The sequence below is a fragment of the Polaromonas sp. genome, assembly GCF_041689105.1.
Taxonomy (GTDB): Bacteria; Pseudomonadota; Gammaproteobacteria; order Burkholderiales; family Burkholderiaceae_C; genus Polaromonas.
Window position 1 is genome coordinate 1 of record NZ_JBDNGU010000114.1, and the last position, 15,373, is coordinate 15,373.

Below are 15,373 nucleotides of genomic sequence, written 5' to 3' on the forward strand. Positions count from 1 at the left end.
GCCGCGCGCAGCCGGGACAAGGCCTTTGAAGGCCGCAAGGTCCTGCTGGTCGATGATGACGTGCGCAACATTTTTGCGCTGACCAGTGCGCTGGAGCAACGCGGCCTGCTGGTCGAGATTGGCCGCAACGGTTTTGAAGCCATCAGCAAGCTCGACGAGGTGCCGGACATCGATCTGGTGCTGATGGACATCATGATGCCGGGCATGGACGGACTGGAGGCCACGCGCCGCATCCGCCAGAACCCGCGCTTTGCCAAGCTGCCCATCATCGCCGTCACCGCCAAAGCCATGAAGGACGACCAGGAGCAGTGCCTGCAGGCCGGCAGCAACGACTACCTGGCCAAGCCGATTGACCTGGACCGCCTGTTCTCGCTGCTCCGCGTCTGGATGCCCGGCCTGGAACGCGTCTGAACCATGTCTAAAAAAGTCGGCGCCCCGGGGCTGCCTCAGAGCGTACCCCCCCATGCAAAGGCCAGCGTCAGCGAGACCGATCTGCGCGCGCTCATGGAGGCGATTTACCTCAAGTACAGCTACGACTTTCGCGACTACTCGGGCGCCTCGCAGAAGCGCCGCATCCTGCAGGCCCTGGCGGACTTTGCGTGCCCCACGGTCCCGGCGCTGCAGGCTGCTGTGCTTAAAGACGCAACCCTGTTCACCCAGTTGCTGCAGTACCTGACCATCCCCGTCAGCGAGATGTTTCGCGACCCGGCGTTTTTTCTGGCATTGCGCCAGCAGGTTGTGCCGGTTCTGCAAACCTATGCCTCGCTGAAGATCTGGATTGCCGGCTGCAGCACCGGCGAAGAGGTGTACTCGCTGGCTATCCTGCTGCGCGAGGAAGGCCTGCTGGAGCGCTCGCTGATTTATGCGACCGACATCAACCCGCAATCGCTGGACAAGGCCCGGCAGGGGATTTTTCCCCTGACCAGCATTCAGAACCACACCATCAACTACCAGAAGGCCGGCGGCAAACGGGCATTTTCCGACTACTACATCGCCGCTTATCAGGCTGCGGTGTTTGACCAGTCACTGCGCGAGAACGTCACTTTTGCCGATCACAGCCTGGCCACCGACAGTGTGTTTTCCGAGACCCAGCTGGTGCTGTGCCGCAACGTGTTGATCTATTTCAACCGGCCACTGCAGGACCGCGCGCTGGGCCTGTTTCATGACTCCTTGAGCCACCGTGGTTTCCTCGGCCTGGGCAGCAAGGAAAGCATTGAATTTTCCGGCTACACCCGGCATTTTGAAGTCCTGAACAAGCCGATGCGCCTGTTCCGGAAAATTCAGCGGGCATGAAGCTGATGCCAGGGAACCAAGCGACCGGCAGGCAAGTCATCGAAGCGGTGGCCATAGGCGCTTCGGCTGGCGGCGTGCATGCCCTGCTGGCGGTGCTGTCCGGCCTGCCGTCCGGTTTTCGCCTGCCCATCATCGCCGTGCTGCACTTGCCGGAAGGCCAGGACAGCCTGCTCACCACGATCTTCCAGCACCGCTTGCCGATAGACGTGCGCGAGGCGGCCGACAAGCAGCCGATTGCGCCTGGCACGCTGTATTTCGCCGGGCCGGATTACCACCTGTCGGTGGAAATGGACCGGACTTTTTCCCTGAGCTGCGAAGCGCCTGTGAATTACTCGCGTCCTTCGATCGACGTGCTGATGGCGTCTGCAGCCGATGCCTACGGCACGGGGCTGGCAGGCATACTGCTTACTGGCGCCAGCGCGGATGGCACCGCCGGGATGGGCCACATCAGGCAGCAAGGCGGCCTGACGGTGGTGCAGGACCCGGCCGAAGCCGAGGCAGCCACCATGCCGCAGGCGGCGATCCGCGACATGCATCCCGACTTCATTCTCCCGCTGGACGGCATTCGCAGCCTGCTCCATACACTGGACAAGCCCGCACCATGAACGACCACACCGCCAACATCCTGATCGTCGATGACCTGCCGGAAAACCTGCTGGCCTTGAACGCCCTGATTCGCGAGGACGGCCGCAACATTGTCCACGCCTCGCGCGGCGAAGATGCGCTGGACCTGCTGCTGGAGCACGAGTTCGCGCTCGCCATCCTGGATGTGCAGATGCCGGGCATGAACGGCTTCGAGCTGGCCGAGCTGATGCGCGGCACCGAAAAAACCCGTCACATCCCCATCGTGTTCGTCACCGCCGCCGGCAAGGAATCGAACTACGCTTTCAAGGGTTACGAAACCGGCGCGGTGGATTTTTTGTACAAACCGCTCGACATGGAGGCCGTCAAAAGCAAGGTCAATGTGTTTGTGGAGCTGCATGACCAGCGCAGTGAAACGCGCCGCCAGGTCCAGGCCCTGGAACAAAGCCGCCAGGAGCAGGAAGTGCTGCTGCAAAAATTGCAGGCAACCCAGCGGGAGCTGCAGGAAGCCATTTGCATGCGTGATGATTTCATGTCCATGGTCGCGCATGAACTGCGCACACCGCTCAACACACTGTTTCTCGACGCGCAGCTGCGCAAAATGCAGCTCGACCGGGGGCGTGAGGATATTTTCGATGCCACCTACCTGCAGGCCATGGTGGCGCGCGACAAGCGGCAGATCGAAGCCATGATGCGACTGATCGACGACATGATGGACGTGGCGCGCATACACAGCAACCGGCTGTCCATCCGCACCGGCGAGGTCGAGCTGTCGGCACTGCTGGCCCGGGTGGTGGGCACCCTGTCCCACCAGGCTGCAGCCGCCGGCAGCAGCATCACACTGCATGCCAGCGAACTCTTCACCGGGTTGTGGGACGAGTTTCGCATCGAGCAGGTCGTCATCAACCTGCTGACCAATGCACTTCGTTACGGCAACGGCAAACCGGTGGACGTGCGCATGACAGCCGTGCCCGACGGCGTGCAAATCGACGTGCGCGACCAGGGTCGTGGCATATCGGAAGAAGACCAGCAACGTGTATTCGGCCAGTTTGAGCGCGCCGCCACCGACCAGGGCGACGCCACCGGCGGCCTCGGGCTGGGCCTGTACATCACGCGCCAGCTGGTGGAAGCCCACGGCGGGACCATCCGCGTGGAAAGTAAACTTGGCGAAGGCTCGGTGTTCACCGTCTGGCTGCCTCTGCAGCCGCCGGCGAACGCAACTGTCGCCTGAGGACGGTCGGCTCAGCCGCCAAACATCGCCAGGTTCAGGGGCCAAGCCCGACCCAGCCAGTAAGCGTGGGTGGTGTGGTCGGCCAGGTCGTCCCCGCTGAGGCCGTGCACCAACACGTCCAGGCCGTTGCGGTGTGCCTCCAGCCAGGACATCAACGCGTCGAACTGCTCCCGTCCGAAAGCCAGCTGGCAGCTCCACTGCGGGTGCGGGCCCACCAGTTTTTCGTGCACCCTGCCTGGCTGCAGGCCGAAACGCTCGCCCGCCTCAGCCACCACCGCGCGCGCCTGCGCGAGGGTGTCGGCGTCGAAATACACATGGGCGTGGTAACGGTCGTGCGCATTGACCGGGTAACGGCCAGCCACCGTAGAAGAAGAGGAAGAAGAATTGCGCATGCCGCCATTGTGGCGCTTGCCCAGTCAAGGGCAAAATGGCGCGATGCCCCTCTGCCATCGCCGCTCTCCTGTCGCCACAGACCACGCCCGTCACTCCGTTTTTGATAGCTGTCTGCGCCCGTTGCATAAGGGCTGGAGGCCGATTTGGCTTGTCATTGTGGCGTTGATGCCGTTTGTCGCCCTGCCAGCTGCCGCCTTCGACCTGCAGGGCCACCGCGGCGCGCGCGGGCTGACGCCCGAAAACACCCTGCCCGCCTTTGAACGCGCGCTGGCCCTGGGCGTCACCACGCTGGAGCTGGACATCGGCCTGAGCGCCGACGGTGTGGTGGTGGTGGCGCACGACCCCTACCTGAACCCGTTGATCACCCGCGATGCTGCCGGCCAGTGGTTGGCGGGCAGCAAGGGGCCGTTGATCCGGTCCTTGAGCCTGGCGCAGTTGCAGGCCTATGACGTGGGGCGCATCCAGCCCGGCACGCCTTACGCCTCGACCTTCAGCAACCAGCAGCCGGTGGATGGGACCCACATCCCGACACTGGCCGCGCTGTTCGACCGTGTCAAGCTGCTGGGCGCCGGCCAGGTGCGCTTCAACATCGAGACCAAGCTGCACCCCGAAATGCCCGGTGACACCGCCAGCCCGGAGGCCATGACCGCGGCGTTGCTTCAGGTCGTGCGCGACGCCGGCATGCTGACGCGCATCAGCATCCAGAGTTTTGACTGGCGCACGCTGCAGATCGTGCAGCGACTGGCACCCGCCGTGCCCACGGTGTATCTGTCCGTGCAAAGCGCCAGCAGCAACAACATCACCAGCGGCGCCTGGACGGCCGGCTTCAAAATCGCCGAACACGCCAGCGTGCCAGCCATGGTCAAGGCCGCAGGTGGTGCGGTCTGGTCGCCCAACGGCGGCGCGGTGACGCAGGCGCTGGTGCAGCAGGCCCAGGCGCTGGGCCTGAAAGTCATTCCCTGGACCATCAACCAGGCGAGCGACATGGAGCGCCTGATCGGCTGGGGGGTGGACGGCGTGATCACCGACTACCCGGACCGGCTGCGCGAAGTCATGCAGCAGCGCCAGATGGCCCTGCCTGCCCCTCTGAAGAACCAGGGCGACCCGGGCATGAGAAAATAGCCGATTGACCCCAGACCACACAGGATTTTCCCCATGGAAGCAGAACGCATCAACACCATCGCCAACCAGCTCGCCGACCTGAGCAACCGGGTCAACGAGCTCAGGGGGTATCTTTGACTACCCTGCCAAAGAACGAAAACTGAACGAAGTCAACGCCGCGCTGGAAGACCCTAAAGTCTGGGACAACCCCAAACGCGCCCAGGAACTCGGCAGAGAAAAAAAATCGCTCGAAGACGTGGTCCATGTCATCGACCGCCTGACCGGTGAGCTGGCCGACAACACCGAGCTGTTCGAGATGTCCAAGGCCGAAAGCGATGAAGCTGGCATGGCCTCGATTGAAGGTGAAGCCGCCACGGTTGCCACCGAGGTCGAGAAGATGGAGTTCCGCCGGATGTTCAGCAACCCGGCCGACCCGCTCAACGCCTTTCTCGACATCCAGGCTGGCGCCGGCGGCACCGAAGCCTGCGACTGGGCCAGCATGCTGCTGCGCCAGTACCTCAAATACGCCGAGCGCAAGGGTTTCAAGACCACGATTGAAGACGAAACTGCGGGCGACACCGCGGGCATCAAGGGCGCAACCATCAAGATCGAGGGCGAATACGCTTTCGGCCTGCTGCGCACCGAAACCGGCGTACACCGGCTGGTGCGCAAGTCGCCGTTTGACTCGTCGGGCGGGCGCCACACCTCGTTTGCCTCGGTGTTTGTCTACCCCGAGATCGACGACTCCATCGAGATCGACATCAACCCGTCCGACGTGCGGACCGACACCTACCGCGCCAGCGGCGCCGGTGGCCAGCACATCAACAAGACCGACTCGGCCGTACGCCTGACGCACCTCCCGACCGGCATCGTGGTGCAGTGCCAGGACGGCCGCAGCCAGCACAGCAACCGCGACGTGGCGTGGAAGCGCCTGCGCTCGCGCCTTTACGACTTCGAGCTGAGGAAGCAACAGGAAGCCCAGCAGAAGCTGGAGGACACCAAGACCGATGTGGGCTGGGGCCACCAGATCCGAAGCTACGTGCTGGACAACAGCCGCATCAAGGATTTACGCACCAACTACGAGACCTCGGCCACGCAGAAGGTGCTCGACGGTGACCTCGATCAGTTCATCGAAGCATCATTGAAGCAGGGCGTATGAATGTCATTGCTGTCGTTGCGGGCTCGACCCGCCATCCATGCATCACCGGCTACAAGCTGTGGTGCGAAGCCCACTCAACCTTAGGAACCCGCCATGCTGCGTGAAGGACAAGCCACGGCCACACACCGTGCCGACTATCTGGCCCCTGCTTACTGGATTGACACGGTCGATCTGTGTTTTGACCTGGACCCGGCCAAAACGCGCGTGCTCAACAAAATGACACTGCGGCGCAATCCCGACGTGCCTGCGCAGCCGCTCAAGCTTGACGGCGAAGAATTGAATCTGGCCCGCGTGTTGGTGAATGGCCAGGGCGCGTCCTTCCGCATGGAGGGCGACAAGCTGGTGCTGGACAACCTGCCTGAGGTGTTTGATCTGGAAATCTTCACCACCTGCGCGCCCGCCAAAAACACCAAGCTGATGGGCCTGTACGTCAGCAACAACTCTTTCTTCACCCAGTGCGAGGCCGAAGGCTTCAGGCGCATCACCTACTTCCTGGACCGCCCTGACGTGATGGCCAGCTTCACGGTGACGCTGCGCGCCGACAAAGCCGCCTACCCGGTGCTGCTGTCCAACGGCAACCTGGTCGATCAAGGCCCGCTGGACGATGGCCGCCACTTCGCCAAATGGGTGGACCCGCACAAAAAACCCGCCTACCTGTTTGCCCTGGTGGCCGGGCAGCTGGTTGCACGCGAGCAGCGCATCACCTCCCGCGCCGGCAAAGACCACACGCTACAGGTCTATGTGCGACCGGGGGACCTGGACAAAACCGAACACGCGATGAACTCGCTGATGCATTCGGTGGCTTGGGACGAGGCCCGCTTTGGCCTGAGCCTGGACCTGGAGCGTTTCATGATCGTCGCGACCAGCGACTTCAACATGGGCGCGATGGAAAACAAGGGCCTGAACATCTTCAACACCAAGTACGTACTGGCGAGTCAGGCCACAGCGACCGACACCGATTACTCGAACATCGAAAGTGTGGTGGGGCATGAGTATTTTCACAACTGGACCGGCAACCGCATCACCTGCCGCGACTGGTTCCAGCTGAGCCTGAAAGAGGGCCTGACTGTCTTTCGCGACCAGGAGTTTTCACAGGACCTGTGCGAGGACCCCTCGGCCCGCGCCGTCAAGCGCATCGAAGACGTGCGGGTGCTGCGTACCGCCCAGTTTCCTGAAGACGCCGGCCCGATGTCGCACCCAGTGCGCCCTGACAGCTACATCGAGATCAGCAACTTCTACACCGTCACGATTTACGAAAAAGGCGCCGAGGTCGTGCGCATGATGCAGACGCTCGCTAGCGAAGGGGCCGGACAGTCCGGCCGGGACGGTTTCGCCAAAGGCATGACGCTCTACTTCGAGCGGCACGACGGCCAGGCGGTGACCTGCGACGACTTTGCGCAGGCGATTGCCGACGCCAACCCGACGTCCGATCTGGCGCGCCTGCTGCCGCAGTTCAAGCGCTGGTACAGCCAGGCCGGTACGCCGCGCGTACACGGCACGGGTGTGTATGACGCCGCCGCGCGCAGCTACACCCTCACGCTGTCGCAAAGCTGCACGCCTACCGCCGGGCAGCCGGCCAAGCAACCGTTTGTCATCCCGGTCGGCCTGGGTCTGCTGGGCACCAACGGCGCCGACCTGCCGCTGCAACTGGAGGGCGAAGCCGCCCCGGTGGCCGCACCCCGCACCTTTGTGCTGACCGAGGCCAGCGAAACGCTGACCTTCATCAACGTCGATGCCGAACCTGTGCCGTCCATCCTGCGCGGTTTCAGCGCGCCGGTGGTGCTGGCGTTTGACTACAGCGACGCGCAGCTGCTGCAGCTGCTGGCCTTTGATGCCGACCCCTTCAACCGCTGGGAGGCCGGCCAGCGGCTGGCAGTGCGCAGCGCTATCAAATCCATAGCTGGCGGCGCTGATTCACCGGGGGCTGAACCCCTGAATGACGCTTATATCGAGGCCATGCGCAGTGTGCTGCGCGACCCAACCCTGGACGCCGCTTTCAAGGAGCTGGTGCTGACGCTGCCGGGTGAGACCTACATCGCCGAGCAGCTTGACGTGGTCGACCCGCAGCGCATCCACGCGGTACGTGAAGCCATGCGTGCGCAGCTGGCCACCGCACTGACAGGCGACTGGGCGCTGGCCTACGAAGCCCATCAGGACAACGGCGCCTACACGCCCGACCCGCTGTCCTCCGGCCGACGCGCGCTGGCCGGCATGGCGCTCACGCACCTGTGCCTGGCCGCCGTCGCCAGCGGCGACGCCGTCTGGCCTGGCAAAACTTACCAGCGCTTCAAGGACGCCGGCAACATGACCGACCGCTTCAACGCACTGGCGGCATTGGTGTCCAGCGGCCACCCACTGGCCGCTGAAGCCCTGTCCCGCTTCCACGCCATGTTCAAGGACGAGGCGCTGGTCATCGACAAGTGGTTCAGCCTGCAAGCCAGTGCGCCGGACCGCGGCGGCAATATTCTTCCCGCCATCAAGCAGCTCATGGAGCACGCCGACTTCAGCCTGCGCAACCCCAACCGCGCACGCAGTGTGGTCAGCACTTTCTGCCAGGGCAACCCGGCGGGCTTTCACCGCGCTGACGCCTCCGGGTATGTGTTCTGGAGTGAGCGCGTGATCGAGCTTGATACGATCAACCCGCAGGTCGCCGCCCGCCTGGCGCGTGCGCTGGACCGCTGGAGCAAGCTGGCTGAGCCCTACCGCAGCGCCGCCCGCGAGGCGATTGCCCGTGTGGCCGCAAAGGCGGATCTGAGCAAGGACACGCACGAGGTAGTCACGCGCGCGCTGGCGGACTGACCATGCATGTCATTGCGGACCTGATCCGCAATCCATGCCGGCAAACTAGAGAAATCGTGGATCCCGGATCGAGTCCGGGATGACAACCCAGGAGTTTTATTCATGAGTTCCAAAGTTTCACTGACCCGTTACCTGGTCGAGCAGCAGCGCAGCGACGGCCACATTCCGGGCCAGTTGCGCCTCTTGCTTGAAGTTGTCGCCCGCGCCTGCAAAAGCATCAGCCATGCCGTCAACAAGGGCGCGCTCGGCAGCGTGATGGGCAGCGCCGGCAGCGAAAACGTGCAGGGCGAGATCCAGAAGAAGCTGGACATCATCGCCAACGAGGTGCTGATCGAGGCCAACGAATGGGGCGGCCACCTGGCCGGCATGGCCAGCGAGGAAATGGAAGACATCTATGTGGTGCCCAACCGTTACCCGCAAGGTGAATACCTGTTGCTGTTCGACCCGCTCGACGGCTCCAGCAACATCGACATCAACGTCAGCATTGGCACCATCTTCAGCGTGCTGAAAATGCCCGAAGGCGACCGCGGTGTGGGCGAGGCCGATTTTCTGCAGGCCGGCAGCAAACAGGTGGCAGCCGGCTACTGCATCTACGGCCCGCAGACCACGCTGGTGCTGACGGTGGGCGACGGTGTGGCCATGTTCACGCTGGACCGCGAACAGGGATCGTTTGTGCTGATCGAGGAGCACGTCAAAATTCCGGAAGACACGCAGGAGTTCGCCATCAACATGAGCAACATGCGGCACTGGGACGAGCCCGTCAAGCGTTACGTGGACGAATTGCTGGCCGGCAAGGACGGCCCGCGCGGCAAGGACTTCAACATGCGCTGGATTGCCGCCATGGTGGCCGATGTGCACCGCATTTTGTGCCGTGGCGGCATCTTTATGTACCCCTGGGACAAACGGGAGCCAGAGAAAGCTGGCAAGCTGCGCCTGATGTATGAAGCCAACCCCATGAGCTGGCTGATCGAGCAGGCCGGTGGCGCCGCCACCAACGGCAAGCAGCGCATTCTCGACATCCAGCCCGGCAAGCTGCACGAACGCGTGAGTGTGATCCTGGGCTCGAAAAACGAGGTGGAGCGCGTGACGGGCTACCACACCGGGAAATCGGCCAAGCTATAATCGCAAGCTGTATTCAAGGTACAAGCCGGTGTAGCTCAGTCGGTAGAGCAGCTCATTCGTAATGAGAAGGTCGGGTGTTCGATTCATCTCTCCGGCACCAATAGATATAAGGGTTTGCTGCTATTAAGTTAGTAGCGAGCCCTTTTTGTTTGGCGACTTTTCGGGCTCTTACAGACTATTTACAGACTGCGGTACATCGTTTTGTACCAATCCGGCCCCAAAATCAGCAAAAAGAAAACCCGCACTCGGCGGGCTCTTTTTTCTTGATGCCTTGTCAAAGGCATGTGCGTTAGCCAGCAAGCTTTCTGCAATTACTTCTAATTTGTGCTGTTTCGATTGCTTCGACCTGACCCTTGTACTTGGCTACATCACCTGCATGGTCGCCCGATAACTTACTAGCAGGTATCAAGACGAAGAAGACAGTAGCAGCATCAACGTTGGCCTTGCTGTCCTGCAACTTTGAATACTCGGATAACTTAGCCCTAGCATCTGCCATGCTGTCCGTGAGTTGTGGGCACGTTTGGCCCATATATTTTTCGTGGGAAACAAAAGAAGCGGAAATACTTTCCGGTCTCGTTGCGCACCCAGCAGCAGTTAGCAAAACTGCCGACGCTAAAAATCCACTTATAGAAACCCTCATTTAATCCCCTTTGGTTGAAACAAATTTCTCTTTTTGGGCGCCAATATTATCAGAAAGTCCTTGTGCCGAGTATCTGACTTACGCGCGCTATCAATGGGTTGCTGCGACAGCCAGGGGCCTATCTATCGGAGCGTTACTCGAATGCCATCAGCACCGGCCAAAAATAAAACCCAGCGTGGGGCTGGGTGTGTCTGTCGGGCAACGAATCGTTTTTGACGGTAAGCCATTGATGCAATTGGGAAAAAAGTAACCATTTCCCCCCGGTTTGCGTACTGTGCTTATGGTTGCCAACCTCGACAAGATACTCGAGTTGATTGATCCAGGTAATTTCCGCGCTGCCATGGCTTTTCTTGCGGTTTCTTTTCTATGCGGCGCAGCTTTGAAGTTCAGATGGACGTTAGTTGCAGCCAGTGAAGCAATTGACCCATATGTAAATGGCATGGAAAACACAAAACAATAGCATTGGAATCGAATTAGGCCAATAGTCGATGCCGCAAAGGCCCGCGCGCTTCTGCTGCAGACCCACATAAACAGGATGAGAGTTTTGCACAAAACGTTCAGTGTTTTTCCCATCGTTGTTCGCTGGAAATTTAACGCGCTGCTCAAAAAAATGGAGCTGGACTCTCTATACCAATACAAAGTTTTGCATCAAACATGGTTGCGCAATCGCTGTGGGCTTTAGCAGAGGTCGCAACATTAGTTTCGTCTATGCTTTGGATTGCCTTCTCGCTATGAAGTCGCGTGAATGCACCTACGGCTCGGCTGACAACCAAGAAAGCTTGGGAACGTTTCACCACTGATCTTATGAGAAAGATCAGCCTTCGACCTTTATGTGACGGCCGCAAGCAGCTATCAATAAAGTAGCGCGACCAGGCCGCGCCCAGCCCTACAGAAACAGACAAGCCGCCTCGGCCACCACCGTCAACCCCAGCGCGCCGAGCCGCAGCGCCGCAGGCGCGCTGCAGCTTTACGGTATTTCATGCGTGCATCCGCACCCAGCTATTCAGCGCCGCGTTGATGCGGGTTTGCCAGCCATCACCCGATGCCCTGAATTTCTCCACCACCTCCACGTCCGGGCGCAGGGTGACCTGGGTCTTGCTACCGCTGCCCAGCGGGCGGCTACGACGCACCAGCGGTTTGACTTCCAGCCATTCGGCATCCGTGAAGGGAATGGCGTCGGGGTCTGCAAGGGCGGGGCCGTGATGGCGGCGTCCTCGGCAGGGGTGGGGAGAATGGTTCCGGTTTTTAAGTTTCGGCATAACGTCTCACCTCGCGTGTATCGGCTGTTCCCTGGCCGATGATGCGGAAATGATTGACGTTAAGTAGTCTACAAACTACAATCTATCCCGGTGATCGAGTTAAAACAAACAGAGACATTCAGGAAGTGGCGAACAGGGCTCAAGGACGAACGGGTGCGTGCCTTGATCGCGTCCCGCCTGGACCGTCTCGCGTTCGGACTTGCGGGCGATGCGCAACCTGTGGGCCAGGGCGTCAGCGAATTACGTATCCATCATGGCCCTGGATACCGGATTTACTTCCGCAAGAAGGGGAACACGATCATTGTGCTGCTGTGCGGCGGCAACAAGAGCACGCAAGCAAAGGACATCAAGACCGCAAAACGCTTGGCTGAAGAATGGAGTGAATGAAATGGCTGAGAAACTGACAACCTACGACCCTGCCGAGGATCTGGCTTCTGACGAAGCGATTGCGATCTTCATGGCGGAAGCGTTTCAGACCAACGATGCCAGCTACATCGCGCACGCCCTGGGGGTCGTCGCCCGCGCCAAAGGCATGGCCCAAATTGCAGGACAAACCGGCCTTTCCCGCGAGCAGCTTTACCGCTCTTTCAGCGAAAACGGCAACCCTACCCTGAAGACAACATTGGCGGTCATGAAAGCGCTGGGCATTGAGCTGACCGCCAAAGTTCCGGCCACCGCTTAACGACCCTGCCATTGACTTTGTGAGAGAAATCGGGCCACAGCCCTTGGCCGCGCTTGAGAAGCGCTGCGCCGACCGGCTTGGGCGCATTAGCGATCACGGTCAGGCCGCCTCCCAGACGGTGACTGCCCCCACCACTGAACCGGCAGGCCGCGCGGCCGCACGCGGGCGGATGAAAATTTCGACGTCCCTATCCATCAGGGTGATGAAGTGGAGCAGCCGCTCGCTGGAAAAACGGCCCAGCTTGTAGTTCTTCAGCTCTGACACATGAGGCTGCGAGATGCCCAGGCGTTTGGCAGCGGCAGCCTGCGTCATGCCTTCGAGCTCCAGCAAATCATTCAGGCGCTTGGCAAGTTGCACACGCAGGCGGCGGTCGTCGGGATCGGGCAAACCCAGGTCGGTAAACACATTGCCCGAGCCCACTTCAACAGCGTTAACGGCCTCGCCCCCAGGCAGTTTGGTTTTAGCTTTCATGGTGGTCCTTGTAATGTTGTTGGGCGACTTTGAGTCGCTCGTGAATCAGGTCACTATCGGTCTGTGCAGTGCGAATACCACTGCTCGATTTCTTCTGGAAGCAATGCAGAACGTACACCGCTCTGGCAAAACGCACCGTGTATACCGCGCGAAAAGTATCACCCATATGCTTATCCACCAACTCCAGCACGCCAAAACCTTCGCCCTTCCAGTGCTTGGCCTGGGGCGGCATCGCCCCCAGTTGCACCGCACCCAAGGCATAGCCGAAGTCGTCAATCACCGAGTCCGGCAGCGCCAACAGGTCTTTTTTGGCCGAGCCGACCCAGTGCAAAGGCTTTTCGTGGCGTTGGACAGGCATGACTCAATTATACCCAATTAGATATCATCTGGCGCTATTTTGATCTCCCACTCAACCGGAGTAGCGAAAGCGAAAATAAGCCTTCAGCCCCTACCAGACGGGCGCAAGAAGCTATCAATACAATAGCAACGAAGCTCAGCCCGGCGGCGGAGCCGGGTCGCCCCACATCCTTCGCCACAGCCAGGGCAGCGCTGTCGCCAGGTCCGGGCGCACGCTCTTGAGCAGCGGCACATAGTCTGGCGCGGCGCGAGTTGCTGCCGTGCCCAGGTCAAAGTTGAAGGTGTAGGCCGGCTCCTGACCCATGCGCAGGTCGGTGACGAACAGGTGGCCATCTGCTTCCCGCAGGCGGAAAAAGCCGTGGCTGAAGGCGGCGATGCGCGCGGCGTAGGGCTCCTGCGCATGCTGCGTGACCAGCGCCGCACCGCGCTCGTACGCTGTCCAGATGATGCGCGGTGACGCATCGAGCAGCGAGTAGTGGCCTTCAAGGTAGTGCGTTGGTGTCATGGCCACCAGGCGCCAGAGCAGGGTGTTGAACGGCCCAGCCGTGACCAGCAGCTGGGTGGCGGCAATGCCTTCGGCCTGTAGCGAGCTGCGCGCCACCTGCGTGGCCTGCTGCTGCGCCACCACGCTCCAGGCCAGGTAAAGCGTGCTGAACACCAGGCCGGCGGCGTTCCAGCGCAGGCCACGCGTATTTTTGAGCCGCAGTGCTGCCACCACACCGACGATCAGCGGCACGGTGTACAGCGGGTCGATGATGAAGACACTGCCAACGCCGTAGGGGTGATTCGTAAAAGGCAGCAGTAGTTGCGTGCCGTACACCGTCATCGCGTCGAGCAGCGGGTGCGTGACGAGCACCAGCCAGATCGCAAGCCACCAGCGTTTGAACAGCGCCGCCTCGCGATGCAGGCGCGAGACGATCCAGGCCAGTGGCGGTGCGGCCAACGTGAGGTAGAACAGGGCATGGCTTTCGGCGCGGTGCAGCGTCATGTTGAGCACCGCGTTGCCTTGGTCAATGAAGGCGTCCAGGTCTGGCAGGGTGCCGCCCACAGCGCCCCACAGCGCGGATTTCCATAGCGCGGTGCGCCGGCCCATGACAGCCACGCCGACGGCCGATCCGAGTGCGATTTGAGTCAGTGAATCCATGGCGCGCAGCTTAACGCAGGGCCTGCACGCGCGTGCCTGCGGGGGCATTTCCAGGGTTTTGACGCAACGTCATGAAGAAAAACGGCTTCTTCCCCTTGGTACACAAGGAAAGTCAGCTATCAAAACATGAGCAGCCCATACCCCCGAAGAGGCCGCTCAGGCAGACCGCGTGCGCTTCGCCAGTGTCTCCATGGCCGCCATGCGCATGATCCTGAGCGTTTCCACCTGCTCGGGCGAAACGTCTTTCGGCCTGGTGTCATAAATGCACAGCGTCCCCACGGTGTGCCCGTCGAAGGCCAGCCGCGCGGAAGCGTAGAACCGGATAAAGGGCGCGCCCACCACCATCGGATGCGTCGAAAAGTACGGGTCGGCGGTGGTGTCCGGGATGACGAGCAGGTCGTCGTCACAATGGAAAAATATTTCACAAAACGAGGTCTCGGCCGGCGACTCCGCCAGAGACACACCGATACAGGCCTTGAACCAGTCGCGGTCGGCGTCCAGCAGGTTCACCATGGAGATGGGAACGTCGAAAGCCTTGGCCAGGGTGCGGGTCAGGTCGTCATAGACCACCTCAGAGGCGGTGTCCAGGAGCGCGAGGCTTTTGAGTGCTTGCAGACGTTCCGGGTTGTTACGCATGATCTCAAGGAGCAGACAAAGCTGTAGCGGACATCAGGCAGCCAACTGGGCAGCAGCGTCCTTTTTGCTCATATTTCTAAGTGCGGCAATCAAGGCAAACTGGCTGGCGCGCGGGCGGGTTTTTCCGTTCTCCCATTTGTAGACAGACTGGTCGGACACGCCGAGCAATTTACCCGCTTCGGCCGCTGACAAACCCAGTCGCTTTCTTTGCGCCAGCAACCCGCTGGCGCTGAAACGAAAGGTGCCGGCAGGCATCCCGACTTCGGCCTGCGGCAGCTTTTTTCCAGCAGCCCTGCCAAGGCGTTTGACCATCTGCTCAAGGGTCGCAATACGGCGCTTCAGGGCAGCGATATCCGAACGATGGCTCGCCGAGGATTTTTTGAGGGGCTGCGTATCGGCGCGCACTTCCTTGCGGGCGACACGGGCAATCTCTTCTTTTAAAACACTTGCAATGTTGGGCATGGGCCTTGTTTCCAGAATAAAAGAAGCCTACATCTTAAGCCG

At 60.9% G+C, this 15,373-nt stretch carries 19 protein-coding genes and 1 tRNA gene; 12 read left to right on the forward strand and 8 right to left on the reverse strand.

From position 1 onward, the window contains the following. The 4 genes from ACESMT_RS12550 to ACESMT_RS12565 all read left to right on the forward strand — a co-directional run. Positions 1-411: response regulator (locus ACESMT_RS12550; protein WP_372826934.1), on the forward strand; the 411-nt coding region annotated here is incomplete at its 5' end. Positions 412-414: 3 nt separating this feature from the next. Next, complete coding sequence (locus ACESMT_RS12555) at positions 415-1,293, forward strand: protein-glutamate O-methyltransferase CheR (RefSeq protein WP_372826935.1); 879 nt, start codon at positions 415-417, stop codon at positions 1,291-1,293. After that, complete coding sequence (locus ACESMT_RS12560) at positions 1,290-1,898, forward strand: chemotaxis protein CheB (RefSeq protein WP_372826936.1); 609 nt, start codon at positions 1,290-1,292, stop codon at positions 1,896-1,898. The genes ACESMT_RS12555 and ACESMT_RS12560 overlap by 4 nt, the downstream gene beginning before the upstream one ends. After that, complete coding sequence (locus ACESMT_RS12565) at positions 1,895-3,106, forward strand: ATP-binding protein (RefSeq protein ID WP_372826937.1); 1,212 nt, start codon at positions 1,895-1,897, stop codon at positions 3,104-3,106. The genes ACESMT_RS12560 and ACESMT_RS12565 overlap by 4 nt, the downstream gene beginning before the upstream one ends. Before the next feature lie 11 nt (positions 3,107-3,117). Here ACESMT_RS12565 and ACESMT_RS12570 read toward each other — a convergent pair whose 3' ends face one another. Then, entirely contained in the window at positions 3,118-3,498 is a 381-nt protein-coding gene (locus tag ACESMT_RS12570) for a DOPA 4,5-dioxygenase family protein (protein WP_372826938.1), read from the reverse strand. A gap of 166 nt (positions 3,499-3,664) precedes the next feature. Here ACESMT_RS12570 and ACESMT_RS12575 point away from each other — a divergent pair, with 166 nt between their 5' ends. From ACESMT_RS12575 to ACESMT_RS12595, 5 genes are all read left to right on the forward strand, one after another. Next, positions 3,665-4,621 (forward strand): glycerophosphodiester phosphodiesterase, encoded by a 957-nt coding sequence (locus tag ACESMT_RS12575; RefSeq protein ID WP_372826939.1) that lies wholly within the window; start codon positions 3,665-3,667, stop codon positions 4,619-4,621. Between the two features lie 33 nt (positions 4,622-4,654). Next, positions 4,655-5,759 (forward strand): peptide chain release factor 2 gene (gene prfB / locus ACESMT_RS12580; RefSeq protein ID WP_372826940.1). Its coding sequence is split into 2 segments (ribosomal slippage): positions 4,655-4,735 and positions 4,737-5,759, totalling 1,104 coding nucleotides; the frame shifts between segments, so codons are not numbered across the junction. 93 nt (positions 5,760-5,852) lie between these two features. Further along, positions 5,853-8,558 carry an aminopeptidase N gene (pepN, locus tag ACESMT_RS12585; protein WP_372826941.1) on the forward strand — a complete coding sequence of 902 codons (2,706 nt, stop codon included), beginning with the start codon at positions 5,853-5,855 and terminating at the stop codon, positions 8,556-8,558. 102 nt (positions 8,559-8,660) lie between these two features. Continuing rightward, positions 8,661-9,680, forward strand: a complete 1,020-nt coding sequence (locus ACESMT_RS12590; RefSeq protein WP_372826942.1) for a class 1 fructose-bisphosphatase — start codon at positions 8,661-8,663, stop codon at positions 9,678-9,680. Between the two features lie 24 nt (positions 9,681-9,704). Next, positions 9,705-9,780, forward strand: a tRNA-Thr gene (locus tag ACESMT_RS12595). Between the two features lie 189 nt (positions 9,781-9,969). Here ACESMT_RS12595 and ACESMT_RS12600 read toward each other — a convergent pair. Then, positions 9,970-10,320 carry a hypothetical protein gene (locus ACESMT_RS12600; RefSeq protein ID WP_372826943.1) on the reverse strand — a complete coding sequence of 117 codons (351 nt, stop codon included), beginning with the start codon at positions 10,318-10,320 and terminating at the stop codon, positions 9,970-9,972. A gap of 280 nt (positions 10,321-10,600) precedes the next feature. On the opposite strand from ACESMT_RS12600, the gene ACESMT_RS12605 reads away from it, so the two are divergent. Next, complete coding sequence (locus tag ACESMT_RS12605) at positions 10,601-10,780, forward strand: hypothetical protein (RefSeq protein WP_372826944.1); 180 nt, start codon at positions 10,601-10,603, stop codon at positions 10,778-10,780. A gap of 517 nt (positions 10,781-11,297) precedes the next feature. Here ACESMT_RS12605 and ACESMT_RS12610 read toward each other — a convergent pair. Further along, the gene (locus ACESMT_RS12610) at positions 11,298-11,579 is read right to left on the reverse strand and encodes a BrnA antitoxin family protein (RefSeq protein ID WP_372826945.1); all 282 of its coding nucleotides are present in this window, start codon (positions 11,577-11,579) and stop codon (positions 11,298-11,300) included. Positions 11,580-11,669: 90 nt separating this feature from the next. Between ACESMT_RS12610 and ACESMT_RS12615 the strand changes: the two genes are divergently transcribed. After that, on the forward strand, positions 11,670-11,966 hold the full coding sequence (locus ACESMT_RS12615; RefSeq protein WP_372826946.1) for a type II toxin-antitoxin system RelE/ParE family toxin: 297 nt from the start codon (positions 11,670-11,672) through the stop codon (positions 11,964-11,966). Between the two features lies 1 nt (position 11,967). Beyond that, positions 11,968-12,261, forward strand: coding sequence for an addiction module antidote protein (locus ACESMT_RS12620; protein ID WP_372826947.1), 294 nt, complete (start codon positions 11,968-11,970; stop codon positions 12,259-12,261). Between the two features lie 99 nt (positions 12,262-12,360). Here ACESMT_RS12620 and ACESMT_RS12625 read toward each other — a convergent pair whose 3' ends face one another. From ACESMT_RS12625 to ACESMT_RS12645, 5 genes are all read right to left on the reverse strand, one after another. Beyond that, the gene (locus tag ACESMT_RS12625; RefSeq protein ID WP_372826948.1) at positions 12,361-12,732 is read right to left on the reverse strand and encodes a helix-turn-helix domain-containing protein; all 372 of its coding nucleotides are present in this window, start codon (positions 12,730-12,732) and stop codon (positions 12,361-12,363) included. Further along, a complete protein-coding gene (locus ACESMT_RS12630; RefSeq protein WP_372826949.1) occupies positions 12,722-13,090 on the reverse strand; it encodes a type II toxin-antitoxin system RelE/ParE family toxin in 369 nt (122 codons plus the stop codon). Before ACESMT_RS12630 ends, ACESMT_RS12625 begins: the two co-directional genes overlap by 11 nt. Positions 13,091-13,225: 135 nt before the next feature. Next, positions 13,226-14,233: a metal-dependent hydrolase gene (locus ACESMT_RS12635; protein ID WP_372826950.1), complete on the reverse strand. Its 1,008-nt coding sequence runs from the start codon at positions 14,231-14,233 to the stop codon at positions 13,226-13,228. A gap of 156 nt (positions 14,234-14,389) precedes the next feature. Next, complete coding sequence (locus tag ACESMT_RS12640; protein ID WP_372826951.1) at positions 14,390-14,869, reverse strand: GAF domain-containing protein; 480 nt, start codon at positions 14,867-14,869, stop codon at positions 14,390-14,392. Positions 14,870-14,902: 33 nt separating this feature from the next. Continuing rightward, the gene (locus ACESMT_RS12645) at positions 14,903-15,331 is read right to left on the reverse strand and encodes a helix-turn-helix domain-containing protein (protein ID WP_372826952.1); all 429 of its coding nucleotides are present in this window, start codon (positions 15,329-15,331) and stop codon (positions 14,903-14,905) included. Positions 15,332-15,373: the final 42 nt, after the last annotated feature.

What these genes read in the sequence shown, in the direction of transcription:
- ACESMT_RS12575 (WP_372826939.1), top strand. Translation starts at nt 3,665, where the DNA reads ATGCCGTTTGTCGCCCTGCCAGCTGCCGCCTTCGACCTGCAGGGCCAC.
- ACESMT_RS12630 (WP_372826949.1), bottom strand. Translation starts at nt 13,090, where the DNA reads ATGCCTGTCCAACGCCACGAAAAGCCTTTGCACTGGGTCGGCTCGGCC.
- ACESMT_RS12560 (WP_372826936.1), top strand. Translation starts at nt 1,290, where the DNA reads ATGAAGCTGATGCCAGGGAACCAAGCGACCGGCAGGCAAGTCATCGAA.
- ACESMT_RS12590 (WP_372826942.1), top strand. Translation starts at nt 8,661, where the DNA reads ATGAGTTCCAAAGTTTCACTGACCCGTTACCTGGTCGAGCAGCAGCGC.
- ACESMT_RS12600 (WP_372826943.1), bottom strand. Translation starts at nt 10,320, where the DNA reads ATGAGGGTTTCTATAAGTGGATTTTTAGCGTCGGCAGTTTTGCTAACT.
- ACESMT_RS12645 (WP_372826952.1), bottom strand. Translation starts at nt 15,331, where the DNA reads ATGCCCAACATTGCAAGTGTTTTAAAAGAAGAGATTGCCCGTGTCGCC.
- ACESMT_RS12570 (WP_372826938.1), bottom strand. Translation starts at nt 3,498, where the DNA reads ATGCGCAATTCTTCTTCCTCTTCTTCTACGGTGGCTGGCCGTTACCCG.
- ACESMT_RS12565 (WP_372826937.1), top strand. Translation starts at nt 1,895, where the DNA reads ATGAACGACCACACCGCCAACATCCTGATCGTCGATGACCTGCCGGAA.
- ACESMT_RS12605 (WP_372826944.1), top strand. Translation starts at nt 10,601, where the DNA reads ATGGTTGCCAACCTCGACAAGATACTCGAGTTGATTGATCCAGGTAAT.
- ACESMT_RS12610 (WP_372826945.1), bottom strand. Translation starts at nt 11,579, where the DNA reads ATGCCGAAACTTAAAAACCGGAACCATTCTCCCCACCCCTGCCGAGGA.
- pepN (WP_372826941.1), top strand. Translation starts at nt 5,853, where the DNA reads ATGCTGCGTGAAGGACAAGCCACGGCCACACACCGTGCCGACTATCTG.
- ACESMT_RS12635 (WP_372826950.1), bottom strand. Translation starts at nt 14,233, where the DNA reads ATGGATTCACTGACTCAAATCGCACTCGGATCGGCCGTCGGCGTGGCT.
- ACESMT_RS12640 (WP_372826951.1), bottom strand. Translation starts at nt 14,869, where the DNA reads ATGCGTAACAACCCGGAACGTCTGCAAGCACTCAAAAGCCTCGCGCTC.
- ACESMT_RS12620 (WP_372826947.1), top strand. Translation starts at nt 11,968, where the DNA reads ATGGCTGAGAAACTGACAACCTACGACCCTGCCGAGGATCTGGCTTCT.
- ACESMT_RS12625 (WP_372826948.1), bottom strand. Translation starts at nt 12,732, where the DNA reads ATGAAAGCTAAAACCAAACTGCCTGGGGGCGAGGCCGTTAACGCTGTT.
- ACESMT_RS12555 (WP_372826935.1), top strand. Translation starts at nt 415, where the DNA reads ATGTCTAAAAAAGTCGGCGCCCCGGGGCTGCCTCAGAGCGTACCCCCC.